The 14,989-nt window shown below is 63.2% G+C and carries 14 protein-coding genes; 6 read left to right on the top strand and 8 right to left on the bottom strand.

Going from position 1 to position 14,989, the window contains the following annotated elements; all coding sequences use genetic code 11:
* Window positions 1-29: 29 nt before the first annotated feature.
* Together QMA15_RS18700 and QMA15_RS18695 are read right to left on the bottom strand one after the other, a co-directional pair.
* Window positions 30-749 (bottom strand): NAD(P)-binding domain-containing protein, encoded by a 720-nt coding sequence (locus QMA15_RS18700; RefSeq protein WP_019744583.1) that lies wholly within the window; start codon window positions 747-749, stop codon window positions 30-32.
* A gap of 59 nt (window positions 750-808) precedes the next feature.
* Window positions 809-1,264: a nitroreductase family deazaflavin-dependent oxidoreductase gene (locus QMA15_RS18695; RefSeq protein WP_259121095.1), complete on the bottom strand. Its 456-nt coding sequence runs from the start codon at window positions 1,262-1,264 to the stop codon at window positions 809-811.
* 340 nt (window positions 1,265-1,604) lie between these two features.
* On the opposite strand from QMA15_RS18695, the gene QMA15_RS18690 reads away from it, so the two are divergent.
* The 5 genes from QMA15_RS18690 (at window position 1,605) to QMA15_RS18670 (ending at window position 6,429) form a co-directional block, all read left to right on the top strand.
* On the top strand, window positions 1,605-2,171 hold the full coding sequence (locus QMA15_RS18690; protein WP_003945239.1) for a TetR/AcrR family transcriptional regulator: 567 nt from the start codon (window positions 1,605-1,607) through the stop codon (window positions 2,169-2,171).
* A gap of 97 nt (window positions 2,172-2,268) precedes the next feature.
* Window positions 2,269-3,840, top strand: a complete 1,572-nt coding sequence (locus tag QMA15_RS18685; RefSeq protein ID WP_060939512.1) for an MFS transporter — start codon at window positions 2,269-2,271, stop codon at window positions 3,838-3,840.
* 97 nt (window positions 3,841-3,937) lie between these two features.
* Window positions 3,938-5,551: a serine hydrolase domain-containing protein gene (locus tag QMA15_RS18680; RefSeq protein ID WP_259121093.1), complete on the top strand. Its 1,614-nt coding sequence runs from the start codon at window positions 3,938-3,940 to the stop codon at window positions 5,549-5,551.
* Between the two features lie 17 nt (window positions 5,552-5,568).
* Complete coding sequence (locus QMA15_RS18675) at window positions 5,569-5,994, top strand: limonene-1,2-epoxide hydrolase family protein (protein ID WP_019744587.1); 426 nt, start codon at window positions 5,569-5,571, stop codon at window positions 5,992-5,994.
* 30 nt (window positions 5,995-6,024) lie between these two features.
* Window positions 6,025-6,429, top strand: a complete 405-nt coding sequence (locus QMA15_RS18670) for a carboxymuconolactone decarboxylase family protein (protein WP_019744588.1) — start codon at window positions 6,025-6,027, stop codon at window positions 6,427-6,429.
* 60 nt (window positions 6,430-6,489) lie between these two features.
* Here the strand turns inward: QMA15_RS18670 and QMA15_RS18665 are convergent, their stop codons facing one another.
* The 5 genes from QMA15_RS18665 to QMA15_RS18645 all read right to left on the bottom strand — a co-directional run bounded on the left by QMA15_RS18665 (window position 6,490) and on the right by QMA15_RS18645 (window position 13,042).
* Complete coding sequence (locus QMA15_RS18665; RefSeq protein WP_003945274.1) at window positions 6,490-7,857, bottom strand: PhoH family protein; 1,368 nt, start codon at window positions 7,855-7,857, stop codon at window positions 6,490-6,492.
* 275 nt (window positions 7,858-8,132) lie between these two features.
* Window positions 8,133-8,849 (bottom strand): LuxR family transcriptional regulator, encoded by a 717-nt coding sequence (locus QMA15_RS18660; protein ID WP_007726367.1) that lies wholly within the window; start codon window positions 8,847-8,849, stop codon window positions 8,133-8,135.
* Window positions 8,850-8,875: 26 nt separating this feature from the next.
* A complete protein-coding gene (locus QMA15_RS18655) occupies window positions 8,876-10,309 on the bottom strand; it encodes an amidase family protein (RefSeq protein WP_019744590.1) in 1,434 nt (477 codons plus the stop codon).
* A gap of 152 nt (window positions 10,310-10,461) precedes the next feature.
* Window positions 10,462-11,769, bottom strand: coding sequence for a serine hydroxymethyltransferase (gene glyA, locus QMA15_RS18650; protein ID WP_020970258.1), 1,308 nt, complete (start codon window positions 11,767-11,769; stop codon window positions 10,462-10,464).
* Between the two features lie 76 nt (window positions 11,770-11,845).
* Window positions 11,846-13,042: a DUF885 domain-containing protein gene (locus tag QMA15_RS18645; RefSeq protein ID WP_069146350.1), complete on the bottom strand. Its 1,197-nt coding sequence runs from the start codon at window positions 13,040-13,042 to the stop codon at window positions 11,846-11,848.
* 172 nt (window positions 13,043-13,214) lie between these two features.
* Between QMA15_RS18645 and coaA the strand changes: the two genes are divergently transcribed.
* Window positions 13,215-14,147 carry a type I pantothenate kinase gene (gene coaA / locus QMA15_RS18640; protein ID WP_003945270.1) on the top strand — a complete coding sequence of 311 codons (933 nt, stop codon included), beginning with the start codon at window positions 13,215-13,217 and terminating at the stop codon, window positions 14,145-14,147.
* 6 nt (window positions 14,148-14,153) lie between these two features.
* Here the strand turns inward: coaA and QMA15_RS18635 are convergent, their stop codons facing one another.
* Window positions 14,154-14,921, bottom strand: coding sequence for an isoprenyl transferase (locus tag QMA15_RS18635; RefSeq protein WP_003945211.1), 768 nt, complete (start codon window positions 14,919-14,921; stop codon window positions 14,154-14,156).
* Window positions 14,922-14,989 lie beyond the last annotated feature (68 nt).

The following is a 14,989-nucleotide window of genomic DNA, read 5'->3' as shown; positions in this document are numbered from 1 at the left end:
TTCCCCCTTCGAAACCGCCACTCTTTTCCCTACACCGTAGTGGTTGCGCGCCATTCGTCGGTGCGATCGGGGCTCGCCTCGGCCAATGCCTTCAACGTCGCTTCACGATCGAAGTCCTTGCCGTACACCGGAGTTCCCGGCTGCTGACGCCAGGAATCGTCGATCGTTCCCGCATCGACAGGATCGAAGCCCAACTGATTGATCAGATCGAACACGACCTGCTTGTTCGCGTCGTCGTCGCCGGCGATGGGTAGCGCAATGCGCCCCTCTGCACCTTCGGGAAGCCCCTTCTCGAGGAGATGCTTCCACCAGATTCCGTTGAACGCCTTGAATACCGGTACACCCAGGCGCTCCTGCACCCATCCGCTTTCGGTCTGTCCGTCCTCGATGGCCGAGATCAGACCGTCACGCTGTTGCGGGTAGTAGTTGTTGGTCTCGATGACCGGGGCACCGGCGACCGCACCGCTGAGGATCCCCGCCGGTAGATCGACCACGTTCTTCTGCGGGATGCTCACGATGACCAGCTCGGCGCCCTCGGCGGCCTCGGTGCTGCGGACTGCCTTCGCGCCCGTCTCCGCTTCCAGTTCTGCAAGGGTGTCCGGTGTCCGCGAGTTCGAGACGCGCACGTCGTGACCGAGCGCAGCGAGCCTACGTGTGAGCGTGCCACCGATCTGACCGGCTCCGATGATTCCGATGCGCATGACCCTGCTCCTTCGTCGTGTGCAGTGGCGATCGCGCCACCGCTGCATTCGTCAACGACGAGAACGCACCGGGTCATTCCGTACCGACTACTTCAACTCCCGTTGATTCAATCAGTTGACGGATCGAGTTCGAGCCTGATGCGAACACTGACCGGATCGGTCTGCAATCCGCGAAAGGCAGAGGCCGTCAGCGCCGATCTGACCTTCCCCGACGTGAATGTCTTCACCCGCGCCGGGACGTCGTCGTCCGGCATGATCTGGGCCTGTCCGTCCACCCACTCGCCGCGGCGACGGATCCGAACCTTCGGCGTCGCAGAGATATTGGCGCCCCAGCCCCTGTCGATGCCGTGCTGCGCGATGACCCACGCCTCGTCGCCGTCGTAGGTGATCGCAACGGGCACTCGGCGGGCCAGACCGGTTCGGCGTCCAACCGTCTCGATCTCGGTCATCAACGACGGCATCAAGCCGATCCGATTCAATCCGGTGACCAGCGGATTGGCGAAATACTTCCCGACTGCGACTTCGATTCTTCGTTTTCGTGCAACTGACGTCGGTACCGGCATGCCGTTTCCTCTCCTCCGGAGCTGACACTCGAAGCAACAGCTCTATACCGCACGATATAACCACTGATCCGGGGGTTTTGCCACCATGAATATCGATCAATACCCGCTACCTGCACACAACACTTGACTGTGTCTGTCGGTTACATCTAGTCTCAGATTCGTTCCTATACCGATCGACATACTGGGAGGCAGTGATGAACACACCTCGAGACACCTCGTTGCCATGACCGGCCCGCAGACGCGTTGTCCGATCGCCGCAGCGCGTCGCAAGTGGGGAGTACCAAGAGAATCAGCGGCACCAGATGAATCGAACAGCTCTGCGATTGCATACGATGGCGGGATGGCCGACTCCGATTCCCGCACTCTGATGCTGGTCGGCGCCATCAATGCCTTCCGTGAACACGGGATCGCGACGACCTCGCTCACCGAGATCGTCGAACGCTCGGGAGCTCCCCGCGGGTCGGTGTACCACTACTTTCCCGAAGGCAAAGGACAGCTGGCCGGCGAAGCAGTTGCCTACTTCGGCCGAGGCGTCAGCGCCGCCATCAGTTCGATGATCGCTCAGTCTTCCCCACCGGAGATCATCGACGCGGTTGTCACAATATTTCGAAACAGCCTGGTAGAGAGCGATTTCACCTCCTCCTGTCCGGTCGCAGCCGCGGCGGTGGAGGGCGCGTCGACGCCGGCGGCATTAACTGCTGCGGGCGAATCCTTCACCTCGTGGGAATCGCTTCTCACATCGTTCTTCTGGCAGCAGGGACAGCCGTCCGAGACTGCAGCACAGTGGGCAACCGTCGTGATCGCGTCGATCGAAGGCGCGACTCTGATGGCAAAAGCTCAGCACACCACCGCGCCTCTCGATCGGATCGGCGCGCACCTCAAGGCTCTGGTCTCGGCCCCGAGCTGACCAACCCCTCTACTTCCAACCGCTGCTGCCGTCCGCGCAGGAGCAGAGATGGCGTACAAACATGTCTCACACACTTGCACCGGCGCCCTCGGCGCCTATGATGACCAAGTCCCGTCGATTCACTGCGCTGATCTTCATCTGCCTCGCCGAACTCCTTGTCGTGCTGGACAACACAGTGGTCAACGTCGCACTGCCGACGATGAGCGTCGACCTGTTCGCCAGCGTCAGTGACCTGCAATGGATCGTCGACGCGTACACGTTGACCTTCGCCGGGTTCCTACTCACTTTCGGCCACCTGGGTGACCGCTTCGGACGCCGCCGAGTGATGATCATCGGTCTGATCGGCGTCGGCGCGATGTCGCTCGTCGGCGCTTTGGCTTCCAACCTCGAACAGGTGATCATGGCGCGCGCTGCCATGGGTGTCTTTGCCGCAGCAGTCTTTCCGGCAACCCTGGCCATGATCACGAATATCTTCACCGACGCCAGAGAACGCGCCATCGCCATCGCTGCCTGGACCGCAATGGCCGGCTTCGCGATTGCCATCGGCCCGACGGCAGGCGGTTGGCTTCTCGAGCACTTCTCCTGGCACTCGGTGTTCTGGATGAACGTTCCGGCTGCGTTGCTGGTCATCGTCGGTGTGCTGCTGGTTGTTCCGGAATCGAAGGCGCTTCACGTCGGCCGATTCGATTTCGTCGGAACAATCTTGTCGCTCCTCGGCATCGTCATTCTGGTGTGGACCATCATCGACGCACCACATCGCGGATGGGTGTCGACATTCAGCATCACGGGATACCTCTCTGCAACAGTGTTGTTGGCGGCATTCGTCGCATGGGAACTGCGCACCGATGCGCCGATCCTGAACATGAATCTCTTCCGAATCCGGCGGTTTTCATTCCCCGCCTTGGCTATTGCGGTCAGCTACTTCAGCATGTTCGGGTTCTTGTTCCTGATCACGCAGTACTTCCAGGGCGTTCGCGAATATTCGCCACTCGAATTCGGCATCCACTCTTTGCCTTTCGCCGCCGCTGTTGCGGTGGGCGCTCCCGTCGCCACCTTGGCGGCACAGAAACTCGGCACGACCGCAGTGATGGTGTTCGGCCTCCTCGTCCTCAGCGGCGGCATGTTCCTGGCCGGCCAGACGACCGTCGAGACGCCCTACCTCGGACCCGTCGTGATCTCGATGGTTCTCATGGGTCTGGGCCTCGCAATTGTCCAGGGACCGGCTACCGACTCCATCATGTCCTCGGTGCCCCTCGACGAAGCCGGCGCAGGCTCGGCAGTCAACGACACGACGCGTGAACTCGGCGGGACCCTGGGCGTCGCCGTCATCGGCTCGATCGTCGCCTCGTATTACACGTCCAAGGTGGCTCCGATCGTCGACGCCATTCCCGACGCCGTGATGTCGGCACAGGAGAAGGGCTTCGCTCGTGAGTCGGTGCTCAGCGTCATCGAGATCCGCTCGCGCGACATCAGTCCGCTCTTCGAGCAGCAGAAGGACAGTCTGATCTACACGATGAAGGCCGCATGCCTGGAAGGCTTCGCCATCGCGTCGTACTTCACGGTCGGCGCAGCACTGATCACCGCGCTGCTGGTCGCGTTGTTGCTCCCCTGGAAGCCCGTCACAGAAGGCTCCATTCTCGGCAGTCTGGCGACCAAGACCCCGAAGTAGCTACAAGGTTTCCCGATTTGTCCGTATCTCAGCCCGCCGTTCCCCGATACTGGATTGACCGAGTGGTACCGACGACAGCCCTGCTAGGGAGAATCTCGTGTCCATCACCAGTAGAAACAGCTCGCGCCTGTCGGCTGCGGCGGTTCCGGTAGTACTGACGGTCGCCCTGCTCGCCGGATGCTCGTCCGATTCAGACACCACCTCAGCGCCCGGGCCGGTCGTCAGCGACGCCAGCCCCGGTCTCGACGCCGGGGTGCCGATCCCGGACGGGCAAATCGACGACGCGGTCGGGAAGCTCGACGGCCTCGCGAACGATCTCATGGCAAGTTCGGGCGTCCCCGGCATGGCTGTGGCCGTGGTGCACGGTGGTAAGACTGTGTATGCAAAGGGATTCGGGGTTCGCGAGTTGGGTAAGAGCGCCACCGTCGATGCCGACACCGTGTTCCAACTGGCGTCGGTGTCGAAATCGGTAGGAGCCACGGTGGTCGCCCACGAAGTCGGAATCGGGACCGTCGACTGGGACACTCCGGTGATCTCGAAACTGCCGGGGTTTGCGCTTGCCGATCCGTGGGTGACCGACCACCTCACGATCTCCGATCTCTACACGCATCGGTCGGGATTACCGGACCACGCCGGCGACGGGCTGGAGGACCTGGGCTACAACCGGGCCCAGGTGCTCGAGAAGCTACGCCAACTACCGCTCAATCCATTTCGAATCACATACGAGTACACGAACTTCGGCGTCACAGCCGGCGCTGAGGCCGTTGCAGCTGCGGCGGGCACCGATTGGGAAACGCTGTCGCAGAACACGATCTACGGCCCGCTCGGTATGACGTCGACGTCTTCGCGGTTCGCCGATTACCAAGCCCGAGAAAATCGAACAGTGGGCCACATCCTCGAAGACGGAAAGTACAAGATAGGCCCGGTTCGGGACGCCGACGCCCAATCCCCCGCCGGTGGAGTCAGCTCCTCGGCGAACGACATGGCCAAGTGGTTGGACATGGTGCTGTCCGGCGGTCAGTATCAGGGGCAGCAGGTCGTTCAGACGGATGCGCTCGTGCCCGCAGTGAACCCGGAGATCGTCTCGCGCCACGCGCAGGAAATCGGGGAACGCTCCGGCTTCTACGGCTACGGGTTCAACGTTTCCGACAGCGCCGCTGGCCGTGTCACCGCCAGCCACTCCGGCGCTTTCCTGGTCGGAGCCGGGACAAATTTCGTGACGATTCCCTCCGCTGACGTCGGCATCGTCGTTCTGACCAACGGCACGCCCACCGGCGTCGCGGAGACCTTGACCGCCGAGTTCGCCGATCTGGTGCAGTTCGGGAAGATCACCCGCGAGTGGCGCCCGCTGTACGAAGCGGCGTTTGCCTCACAAGCCGATCCCGAGGGCGAACTTGCCGGGAAGACACCGCCGGCCACTCCCGCTCCTGCCCCACCGACAAACCAATTGACCGGCGACTACGGCAACCCGTACTGGGGTCCCGCACTCGTGACGCAGCAGAACGCTGCGCTGACCTTGACGATGGGTCCCGCCGCGGTGACGTATCCGCTGACCCACTGGGACGGAAACACCTTCACGTTTCCGCTCAGCGGCGAGAACGCACCGGCCGGGACGGTCTCGAAGGCCACCTTCGACGGAAACTCGCTAACCTTGGAGTACTTCGATCACGATCATCTCGGTACCTTCATCCGGGCAACACCGGCCGAATAATCAGCCAAGGACACCCCATGAGTAGTTCGACAGCCACGGTGAACGCAATGTTCGCGGCCCTCACCGATTTCGACGTGGACGCAGCAGCGGAATTGATGACAGACGACATCGTCTGGCAGAACGTCTCGCTCCCCACACTGCGAGGCAAGAAGACCGTCGTGCGAGCGCTTCGTCTGGTCACCAAGCCTTCACTGAAATTCGAGGCCGAGATGCACCACATCGTCGGCGACGAGTCCACGGTGCTCACCGAACGCACCGACATCCTGACCGTCGGGCCGCTGCGCATCGAATTCTGGGTGTGCGGAACTTTCGAACTGCGCGACGGCAAGGTCTCCGTCTGGCGTGACTACTTCAGTCTGCGAGACGTCGCGTGGGGTGTGGTGACCGCGGTCGGCCGTGCAGTCGTCGGGAGCGGGACACGAAGTAGGCTTGCTCCGGCCTGAAATCACCTGCCGAAAGCGAGCGAACCTGCCATGCCCGAGAACACCACGCCTGACTCCTTCGACGCCGGCTTGGCTGTGCGCACCGAAGTCATGGGGGCCGATTTTGTCGACGCCGCCTTCGAGCGCACCCGCGGCACCGACAGCGAAGAACTGCAGAACTTCGTGACGGCCAATGTCTGGGGTTCGGTATGGACGCGTCCCGGACTGGATCGCCGCAGCCGCAGTCTGATCAATCTGGGGATGCTGATCGCGCTGCGCGCGGAGAACGAACTCAAAGGCCACGTACGCGGAGCCCTACGAAACGGCTTGACGCGCACCGAGATCGTCGAAACCGTGATCCACGCGAGCGCGTACTGCGGCGCGCCGGCGGGGCTGGCGGCGATGCGTGTCGTGCAAGAGGTTCTCGACAACGAACTCGGACCGCTGCAAAACTGAACTACTGAAAACCCAAGAATCTCCCCGTGCAGACCGAAGTCCGCACGGGGAGATCGCTTCTCAGGAAGTGGGGCCGAACTCCTCGAGCATGTCGGTCACCAACTCGGCGATCGGCGACCGCTCACTGCGCGTGAGTGTGATGTGCGCAAAAAGCGGGTGCCCCTTGAGCTTCTCGATGACGGCCGCAACTCCGTCGTGCCTACCCACTCGCAGGTTGTCACGCTGCGCGACGTCGTGCGTGAGAACCACCCGCGAGCCGGTTCCCAGACGAGAAAGCACTGTCAGCAGAACATTTCGTTCGAGTGACTGCGCTTCGTCGACGATCACGAACGAATCGTGCAGCGACCGACCGCGAATGTGCGTCAGCGGCAGCACTTCCAGCATTCCGCGGGCGAGAACCTCTTCGAGAACCTCTGGCGAAGCCAACCCGTCGAGAGTGTCGAAAACGGCCTGAGCCCACGGGCCCATCTTCTCGCTCTCACTACCGGGAAGGTAGCCGAGTTCTTGTCCGCCAACGGCATACAGCGGACGGAAGACGACGACCTTGCGCTGGGTGCGGCGCTCGAGAACGGCTTCCAAACCTGCTGTCAGAGCCAAGGCCGACTTACCGGTGCCTGCCTTGCCGCCGAGAGAGATGATGCCGATGCTCTCATCCATGAGGAGATCGAGCGCAATGCGCTGCTCGGCGGAGCGGCCGTGCAGCCCGAACGCCTCACGCTCACCGCGCACCAACTGAATGCGCTTGTCGGGAGTCACCCGACCGAGGGCGCTCGACGAGCCACCGAGCAGACGAAGACCCGTGTGACACGGCAGATCTCGTGCTTCGTCAAGGTCTAGGAAACCCTCGTTGAACAGCTCGTCGATGTCCGTCGAGGCGACGTCCAGCTCGGTCATGCCCGTCCATCCCGATGGCACGACGTCGTGAGCGTGGTACTCGTCGGCAGGTAGTCCCACCGCGCCTGCCTTCACACGAAGCGGTATGTCCTTACTGACGAGGACTACGTCCTTGCCCTCCGCCGCAAGGTTCAGCGCGCACGCCAGAATCCTCGAATCGTTACTGTCCGTGCGGAATCCGACGGGGAGGACCGCAGGGTCGGTGTGATTGAGTTCGACCTGCAGTGTCCCGTTCTCGGTGCCGATCGGTACCGGACGGTCGAGGCGGCTGTATTCGATCCGGAGATCGTCGAGCATGCGGAGCGATTCTCGGGCGAACCATCCCAGTTCGTGGTGGTGTCGCTTGCCTTCGAGTTCGCTGATCACGACCAGTGGCAGTACCACGTGGTGTTCGGCGAATCGAGTGACAGCCCATGGATCGGACAGTAGTACCGAGGTATCCAAGACGTACGTGCGAAGTGCATCTCCCGAATGATTCCCGGCTGATAGATCAGCCCGGGCCGAGTGGGCAGAGACGGAGCGTGATGCAGTCACGTTGGGCTCCTAGGTCTGCGCGGCACCCGCGCAAACTCAGCTCGCTGGGCCGGACGGCTCTGGTGTCAGGTGACGCTGTGTCAGCTGAAACAAGGGCCGGGCGCCGGCCCTCTCGTACTGAGTGCTTCAGTCACGATCAGAACCTCCCGCACAAGTAACTTCTGGTTACTCGTTACTGCCGACGGTACTGCGGATCGGACACTCGCGCCACGGAACGAGCCGCACATCTGGTGAACGCCAGGTAACAAAATGCCACTCGTGTGATTCAGCGTCACTCAGGACTCGATCAGACCCCACTTCGCGGCGCGCACCGCTGCCTGAACCCGCGAATTGGTTCCGGTCTTGACGAAGATGTTCTCGAGGTGGGTGGCGACAGTGCGACGGCTGACGAACAACTCCTCGGCGATCTCGACATTGCCCGCGCCCCTGGCCACCAATTGCAGTACTTGGATCTCCCGTGGGCTCAGATGGACACGATCGAGCGCCACCTGGTCCCCCACGACGCGCGAGCAGGCCGCGCTGGACGCCGCCACCACCTCGCGCACGCGATCGACGACGCCGGAATCCGCGAAGCTCATGTGCAGCAATCCGGTCACCTCACGGCCGGAGAACCCCAATGCGACCGACGCGCCCTCGGCGTACCCGGACGGCCGCAGAACATCGGTAACCATCTCGACCTGCTCGAATCGTGGCACGTCCTGCCAGAACACTGGCACGCCCGAAGCCTCCCGAATGATGCCGAAGAGATTGCGATCGGCGACGAAGTCGTCGAGCAGGAACTCGAGCACCCTGGCGTCGTATCCGGAACTCGCCAGAGCCCGATGTCGTCCGCTCGACGGGTCTCGGTACGTGACCGCCGCAGCCGAGTACGCGAGTCCACGTGCGCGAAGTTCTTCGGCACACAGGCCGAGAATGCCGTACGCCCCGGCCGCCGGCGATCGCGGCGCGAACATGTCAGGTCCAGCGCCGCGATCAGGCAGTACAGACGTCATCACACCAATCTAGCCAATCGTGTGAGCTAGGCCACCACCAGTGAATCGGCCGGCTTCCTGTCCGCCCACGGACGCACCGCTTCGAAGTTCGCGGCAGTCCGCAGAACCAGTGCGTCCTGGCGGTGGCGTGCGGCGATCTGCAGCCCCACCGGTCGACCGTCGGCGGTGAATCCGGCGGGCACGGTGATCGCGGGGTTGTTGAGCATGTTGTACGGGTAGGTGAAGAGCCAATCGAGCAACTGCTCACGCAACGACGCACCTTCGAGCCATGACGGCGCGAACTGACTGAGCGGGAACGTGGCCGAAGCCAAGGTCGGCGAGACCAACACGTCGTAGTCGTTCATGAACGTGGTCCACGTGTCCCACATGACGCCGCGGAATGCGTCGGCCCGCCCGACGTCGACACCGGTGAGCCGCTCGGCCTCGTGCATGATCTCGATCAGGTTGTCGTCGACCTCGCCGCGCTGGTTCTCCCAGTCGAGCAAGTCGTATTCGGAAGCGAAACCGGGAACCCAGATGCCGTTCCACATCGACTCCGACGGATTTCCCCACTGCGGGGTCGCCTCGGTGATCTGGGCACCCAATTCCTCGAATGCCGCCAGCGCGTCGAGGCACACCGCCAGCACCTCCGGATCAACATGGCCGAGGCCGAGATTCGTCGACCACGCGACGCGAAGCCCCTTCACGTCACCCTTCGCCGCTTCGACGTACGAGGTCTCCGCACGCTCGATCGAGAGCGGATCCGCATTGTCCGGCCCGGCCATGATGTCGAGCATCAGCGCGTTGTCGGCGACGGTCCTGGTGATCGGACCGTGGTACGCCCAGTTGTAGAAGCGCCCGGCCAGGATGGTCTGAGGAATGACGCCGGTGGTCGGTTTGAGCCCGACGACCCCGCAGAGCGCCGACGGGATACGCACCGATCCGGCGCCGTCACTGCCCTCGGCAAGTGGCCCGAGGCCTGCAGCCACGGCAGCCGACGCACCTCCGCTGGACCCGCCCGCGCTGTTGCCGAGCTTCCACGGGTTGTGCGTCGGCCCGTACAGGTGGTTGTCCGTGCCACCGTAGTAACCGCTTTCGGGAGTGTTCGTCTTTCCCAGGAACAGTCCGCCGGCGCCGCGCAGCCTGTCCACGACGACGGCATTTCCCGTCGCGATGTTGTCGGCCATCGGCTTCATCCCGAACGTGGTCGGCAGCCCGTCGACTGCCGTCAGATCTTTGATCGTGAACGGAACGCCGTGCAGCGGGCCGAGTTTCTCGCCCGATTCCTGTTGCCGTGAGAGTTCGGCCGCGTCGCGCGTGACCTGCTCGCGATCGAACTGCACTATCGCGTTGATCGACGGATTGACAGCGTCGACGCGCTGGATCATCGCTTCGGCAATCTCGTTGGGCGAGAGACTGTTCGACGCGACCGACGCCGCCATCTCGGTAGCGGAGAGCCAATGCAGATTCTGTTCGGTCATGGGGTTTCCTTCGCCGGAGGGGTGATGCTCTCAGGCTAGGAAGCGCCGAACTCGGCCACCATCGGTCATGTGACCGATGCCACAATCCGCGACTGGCAAAAAACCAGCGGCCCGGCCCCTCGAAAGGGACCGGGCCGTCGGTGAAGGAATACCTAGACGTTCTTGCTGAGCAGGCCCCAGTTCTCGAGACCGTCGTACAGCGGAAGGTCGAGGGCGAGCTTGGCGACGCGCGCACGCAGCGCCGGCAGATCCGCGTTGCCGGCCAGAGCGGTACCGATGATGTCGGCGACCTCGGTGAACTCGGTATCGCCGAATCCGCGGGTGGCCAACGCTGCGGTACCGATACGCAGACCGGAGGTGGTCATCGGCGGGCGGGGATCGAACGGAACAGCGTTGCGGTTGACCGTGATGCCGATTTCGTGCAGAAGGTCCTCACCCTGCTGGCCGTCGAGCTGCGAGTTACGCAGGTCCACGAGAACGAGGTGGACGTCCGTGCCGCCGGTCAGGACGCTGATGCCCTGGTCTGCGACGTCCTTGTTGCCCAGACGCTCGGCAAGGATGCGCGCACCGGAAAGGGTGCGTGCCTGACGATCCTTGAACTCTTCACCGGCAGCGATCTTGAAGGTGACTGCCTTGGCCGCGATGGCGTGCATGAGCGGTCCACCCTGCTGACCCGGGAAGACAGCGGAGTTGAGCTTCTTGGCCCACTCCTTCTTCGCCAGGATCAGGCCGGAACGCGGTCCACCGAGGGTCTTGTGGACGGTCGAGGACACGACGTCCGCGTACGGGACGGGCGACGGGTGCAGGCCTGCGGCAACCAGTCCGGCGAAGTGAGCCATGTCCACCCACAGGTACGCCCCGACCTCGTCGGCGATCGCACGGAACGCCGCGAAGTCCTGCTGACGCGGGTATGCGGACCAACCGGCAACGATGACCTTCGGCTTCTCGGCGAGGGCGATCGAGCGCACCTCGTCCATGTCGATGCGGTGATCTTCCTTGCTGACGCCGTAGGACGCGACGTCGTACAACTTGCCGGAGAAGTTCAGCTTCATGCCGTGCGTGAGGTGACCACCGTGGGCAAGGTCGAGGCCGAGCAGCTTCTCACCCGGGTTCATCAGTGCCATCAGAACAGCAGCGTTGGCCTGTGCGCCCGAGTGCGGCTGAACGTTCGCGAACTCTGCACCGAAGAGTTCCTTCGCACGGTTGCGCGCCAGATCCTCGATGACGTCGACGTGCTCGCAACCGCCGTAGTAACGACGTCCCGGGTAGCCCTCGGCGTACTTGTTCGTCAGGACGCTGCCCTGAGCCTGCAGAACCGAGCGGGGAACGAAGTTCTCCGACGCGATCATCTCGAGCGTGTCGCGCTGACGAGCCAATTCACCAGCCATCGCCTCGGCGACTTCGGGGTCGAGTTCGGCGAGTGATGCAGAGTTGACGTCGGAGCCGGGCACAGCGGTCATCGAGGAATCTCCAAGCTGGATGCGGAAACGAATGCGTCCAGTCTACGAAGTTCGCTCCCGCCGTCTCCACCCGGCACTAGGCAGCACGCAGAGAGCTGGGGACCAGCGGCTCGTCGAGCAGCCTGCGGAAGCGTTCGGTGCGCTCTGCGCCCACCGGCACCTCGTCCAGCCAGCCCCCGAGCAGCCGGTATCCCTCGACATACGTGCTGGTGTACGCCCGCCACAGCGGTGAAGACAGGAACTTGAGCGATTGGCGAGCGCGTTCCGGCGTCGACAGCGACCACCGTTCGAGGAACAGCGCCACGTCGTCGAGGCTGCGCCCCTCGTCGTGCAACATCAGAGCGGCATCCTGACGAACACTCAGCAGTTGCCCCGACGCGGCGGAGAGCCGTTGCGCCTTTTCCCCGTCGAAAGACAAGCCGAGATCGGCGTAGATGTCCTGCGCCCACAAGCCCCACTCCGGACCGACGATCGCTTCCAGCGCCAGATCTGCGAGGCCTTCGGCCATGATGCACTGCGGCGTGTTGACCAGGAACAGTGTCTGCTCGAGCTGACCCGAACCGACCAGACCGGCTTCCTTACGGCAATGCTCGGTGTGATGGCCGGGGTAGGACTCGTGCGCGATCAGCCGCGGCAGGTTGGCCATGAACTGCGGCAGATCCGAATTGATCGCAACCTTGGAGCGGTAGTCACCGAGGTAGTAGTTGAAGCCGGACCACGGCTTGTCCCCCACCACTTCGTATTCGACGGTTTCCGACGCCGGAAGCCCGAACGTGCCGCGGACCAGATCGCGCAGCGCACTCGACATTGCCTCGACGCACTCGTTCAGTCTCCCCGCGGGGATCTCGTCGGCCTTGCGATGCGCCTGCACTCGCTGCGCCAGCGGTCCCGGACCGGGCAGAACTTCACCCATCAACCGGTGAGCGTCGCTGTAGGCGTCCTCGTTTCCCTTTTCGATTCGTACGTCGAAGTACGCCTCCACCTCGTCCACGAAGCCGATGTCCTCACCCGCGAACTTGCGCCCGGAGCATTCCAGGGCGCGGAGGTGAACGTCGATGAAATGAGCGCGCTCGGCATTCAGACCACTTCCGGCCAGCTCGCCCCGCAATTCACGTGCCGTGCGGGCAAGTTCACGCGGATCGGGCTTCGGGGCGCTCTCGATCTGCTTACGCAGCGCCGGGTCACCGGTGAACGCGTCGACGAACCCGTCTTCGAGACGGTCGAAACCCAGTCCGAGCAGCAGATATTGGCGAACAAGTGTGTCTGGATCCATAACGACCGAGCCTAGCCGCTCGCTCCGGAATGCCACCCGGCGAAAGTCCCGGACGTGGCACCGAGCACAATCCGACTATGCACTCGGATCGTGCGCACACGCGCCTGGCTTGCTCGCATAGCTGTTTCGTCCGCCGGGCCCCGGGTTCACTACATGCCGGTGAGCTGGGCTGATGGCGCGCACCAACGAATCGAGTCCCTACGTCGAGTTCGACCGCAAGCAGTGGCGGACACTGCGTAAGTCGACGCCGCTGGTGTTGACCGAGGACGAGTTGTACGGCCTGCGTGGTCTCGGCGAGCAGATCGATCTCGAAGAAGTTGCCGAGGTTTATCTCCCCCTCGCACGTCTGATCCACCTGCAGGTGGCGGCACGCCAACGGCTGTTCGCGGCCACCGCGACGTTCCTCGGTGAGAAGCATCCCGACCGTCAGGTGCCCTTCGTCATCGGTGTCGCCGGTTCGGTCGCGGTCGGAAAATCCACGACTGCTCGTGTGCTGCAAGCTCTCCTGGCCCGCTGGGACCACCATCCACGCGTCGACCTCGTCACCACGGACGGATTCCTCTATCCGACCAGGGAACTCCAGCGTCGGGGCATCATGCACCGCAAGGGTTTTCCCGAAAGTTACGATCGCCGCAAGCTGTTGCGCTTCGTCACCGAAGTCAAGTCCGGGGCGGAAGAGGTAGCGGCGCCGGTCTATTCGCATACGTCGTACGACATCATCCCGGGCCAGTACCACCTGATCCGCCAGCCTGACATCCTCATCATCGAGGGCCTCAACGTCCTGCAGACCGGCCCGCGTCTGATGGTCTCCGATCTGTTCGACTTCTCGATCTACGTCGACGCCCGTATCGAGGACATCGAAGCCTGGTACATCCAGCGGTTCCTCGCGCTACGCAACACGTCGTTCGCCGATCCGAACGCTCACTTTCACCACTACTCCGGCCTCTCCGACCGTGACGCGACCATCGCGGCGAAGGAGATCTGGAACTCGATCAATCACCCGAACCTGGTGGAGAACATTCTCCCCACCCGCCCCCGCGCAACCCTGGTGCTGCGCAAGGACGCCGATCACACGATCAACCGGCTCCGACTGCGCAAGCTCTGAGACGGCTCAGGCGCCGAACCGGCGGTGCCGCGCCGCGTAGTCACGCAAGGCTCGAAGAAAGTCGACTCGACGGAACTCGGGCCAGTACGCCTCGGTGAACCAGATTTCCGAATAAGCGCTCTGCCACAACAGGAATCCGGAGAGCCGCTGCTCGCCGGAGGTGCGGATCACCAGATCCGGATCGGGCTGTCCCGACGTGTACAGATGACCGTCGATGCCGTCGACCGTGACGGCCTGGATCAGTTCGTCTCCGCTCAGACCCGCACCGATCTTGTCGCGCAGGAGCGACTGGACGGCGTCGGCGATCTCCTGACGCCCGCCGTATCCGATCGCGACGTTGACATGTGTCCCGGTTCGGCCACTGGTCCCCGCCGCCGCTTCCCGCAAGCGCCTGGACTGCTCGGGGGGCAGAAGATCGAGAGCACCGACGATCTGCACACTCCAGTTCTTGCCGGGCCCGGAGATCTCTTCGACGACGTCGGTGATGATCTCGAGGAGCGTGTCGAGTTCTTCCGGCTCGCGGCGCAGGTTCTCGGTCGAGAGCAGGTAGATGGTTGCCATCTCGATTCCGGCGGCGTCGCACCACTCGAGCAATTCGGCAATTTTGAGCGCGCCCATGCGGTGCCCGTGACTGACATCGGTGAAGCCGTTCTCGCGAGCCCATCGCCGGTTTCCGTCACACATCACGGCTACGTGCCGTGGGTGCGCGAGACCGTCGAGATGACTGAGGAGCCGTCGCTCGTAGATGCTGTACAGCAGTCCGCGCAGATTCACCGTGACATCACCATGGTGTCAAAGACTACGCCCGGCAGTGACAGCCACATGCGAGCGCCGTCACGCTT

It is taken from the genome of Rhodococcus sp. APC 3903, assembly GCF_030407755.1.
GTDB lineage: Bacteria > Actinomycetota > Actinomycetes > Mycobacteriales > Mycobacteriaceae > Rhodococcus_F > Rhodococcus_F erythropolis.
This window is presented reverse-complemented; position numbering and strand designations above follow the sequence as displayed.

Bases quoted from the DNA above. Each gene is read 5' to 3' on its own strand.
- QMA15_RS18700 (WP_019744583.1), bottom strand. From the start codon at position 749: ATGCAGCGGTGGCGCGATCGCCACTGCACACGACGAAGGAGCAGGGTC.
- QMA15_RS18695 (WP_259121095.1), bottom strand. From the start codon at position 1,264: ATGCCGGTACCGACGTCAGTTGCACGAAAACGAAGAATCGAAGTCGCA.
- QMA15_RS18690 (WP_003945239.1), top strand. From the start codon at position 1,605: ATGGCCGACTCCGATTCCCGCACTCTGATGCTGGTCGGCGCCATCAAT.
- QMA15_RS18685 (WP_060939512.1), top strand. From the start codon at position 2,269: ATGATGACCAAGTCCCGTCGATTCACTGCGCTGATCTTCATCTGCCTC.
- QMA15_RS18675 (WP_019744587.1), top strand. From the start codon at position 5,569: ATGAGTAGTTCGACAGCCACGGTGAACGCAATGTTCGCGGCCCTCACC.
- QMA15_RS18670 (WP_019744588.1), top strand. From the start codon at position 6,025: ATGCCCGAGAACACCACGCCTGACTCCTTCGACGCCGGCTTGGCTGTG.
- QMA15_RS18660 (WP_007726367.1), bottom strand. From the start codon at position 8,849: ATGACGTCTGTACTGCCTGATCGCGGCGCTGGACCTGACATGTTCGCG.
- QMA15_RS18655 (WP_019744590.1), bottom strand. From the start codon at position 10,309: ATGACCGAACAGAATCTGCATTGGCTCTCCGCTACCGAGATGGCGGCG.
- glyA (WP_020970258.1), bottom strand. From the start codon at position 11,769: ATGACCGCTGTGCCCGGCTCCGACGTCAACTCTGCATCACTCGCCGAA.
- QMA15_RS18645 (WP_069146350.1), bottom strand. From the start codon at position 13,042: ATGGATCCAGACACACTTGTTCGCCAATATCTGCTGCTCGGACTGGGT.
- coaA (WP_003945270.1), top strand. From the start codon at position 13,215: ATGGCGCGCACCAACGAATCGAGTCCCTACGTCGAGTTCGACCGCAAG.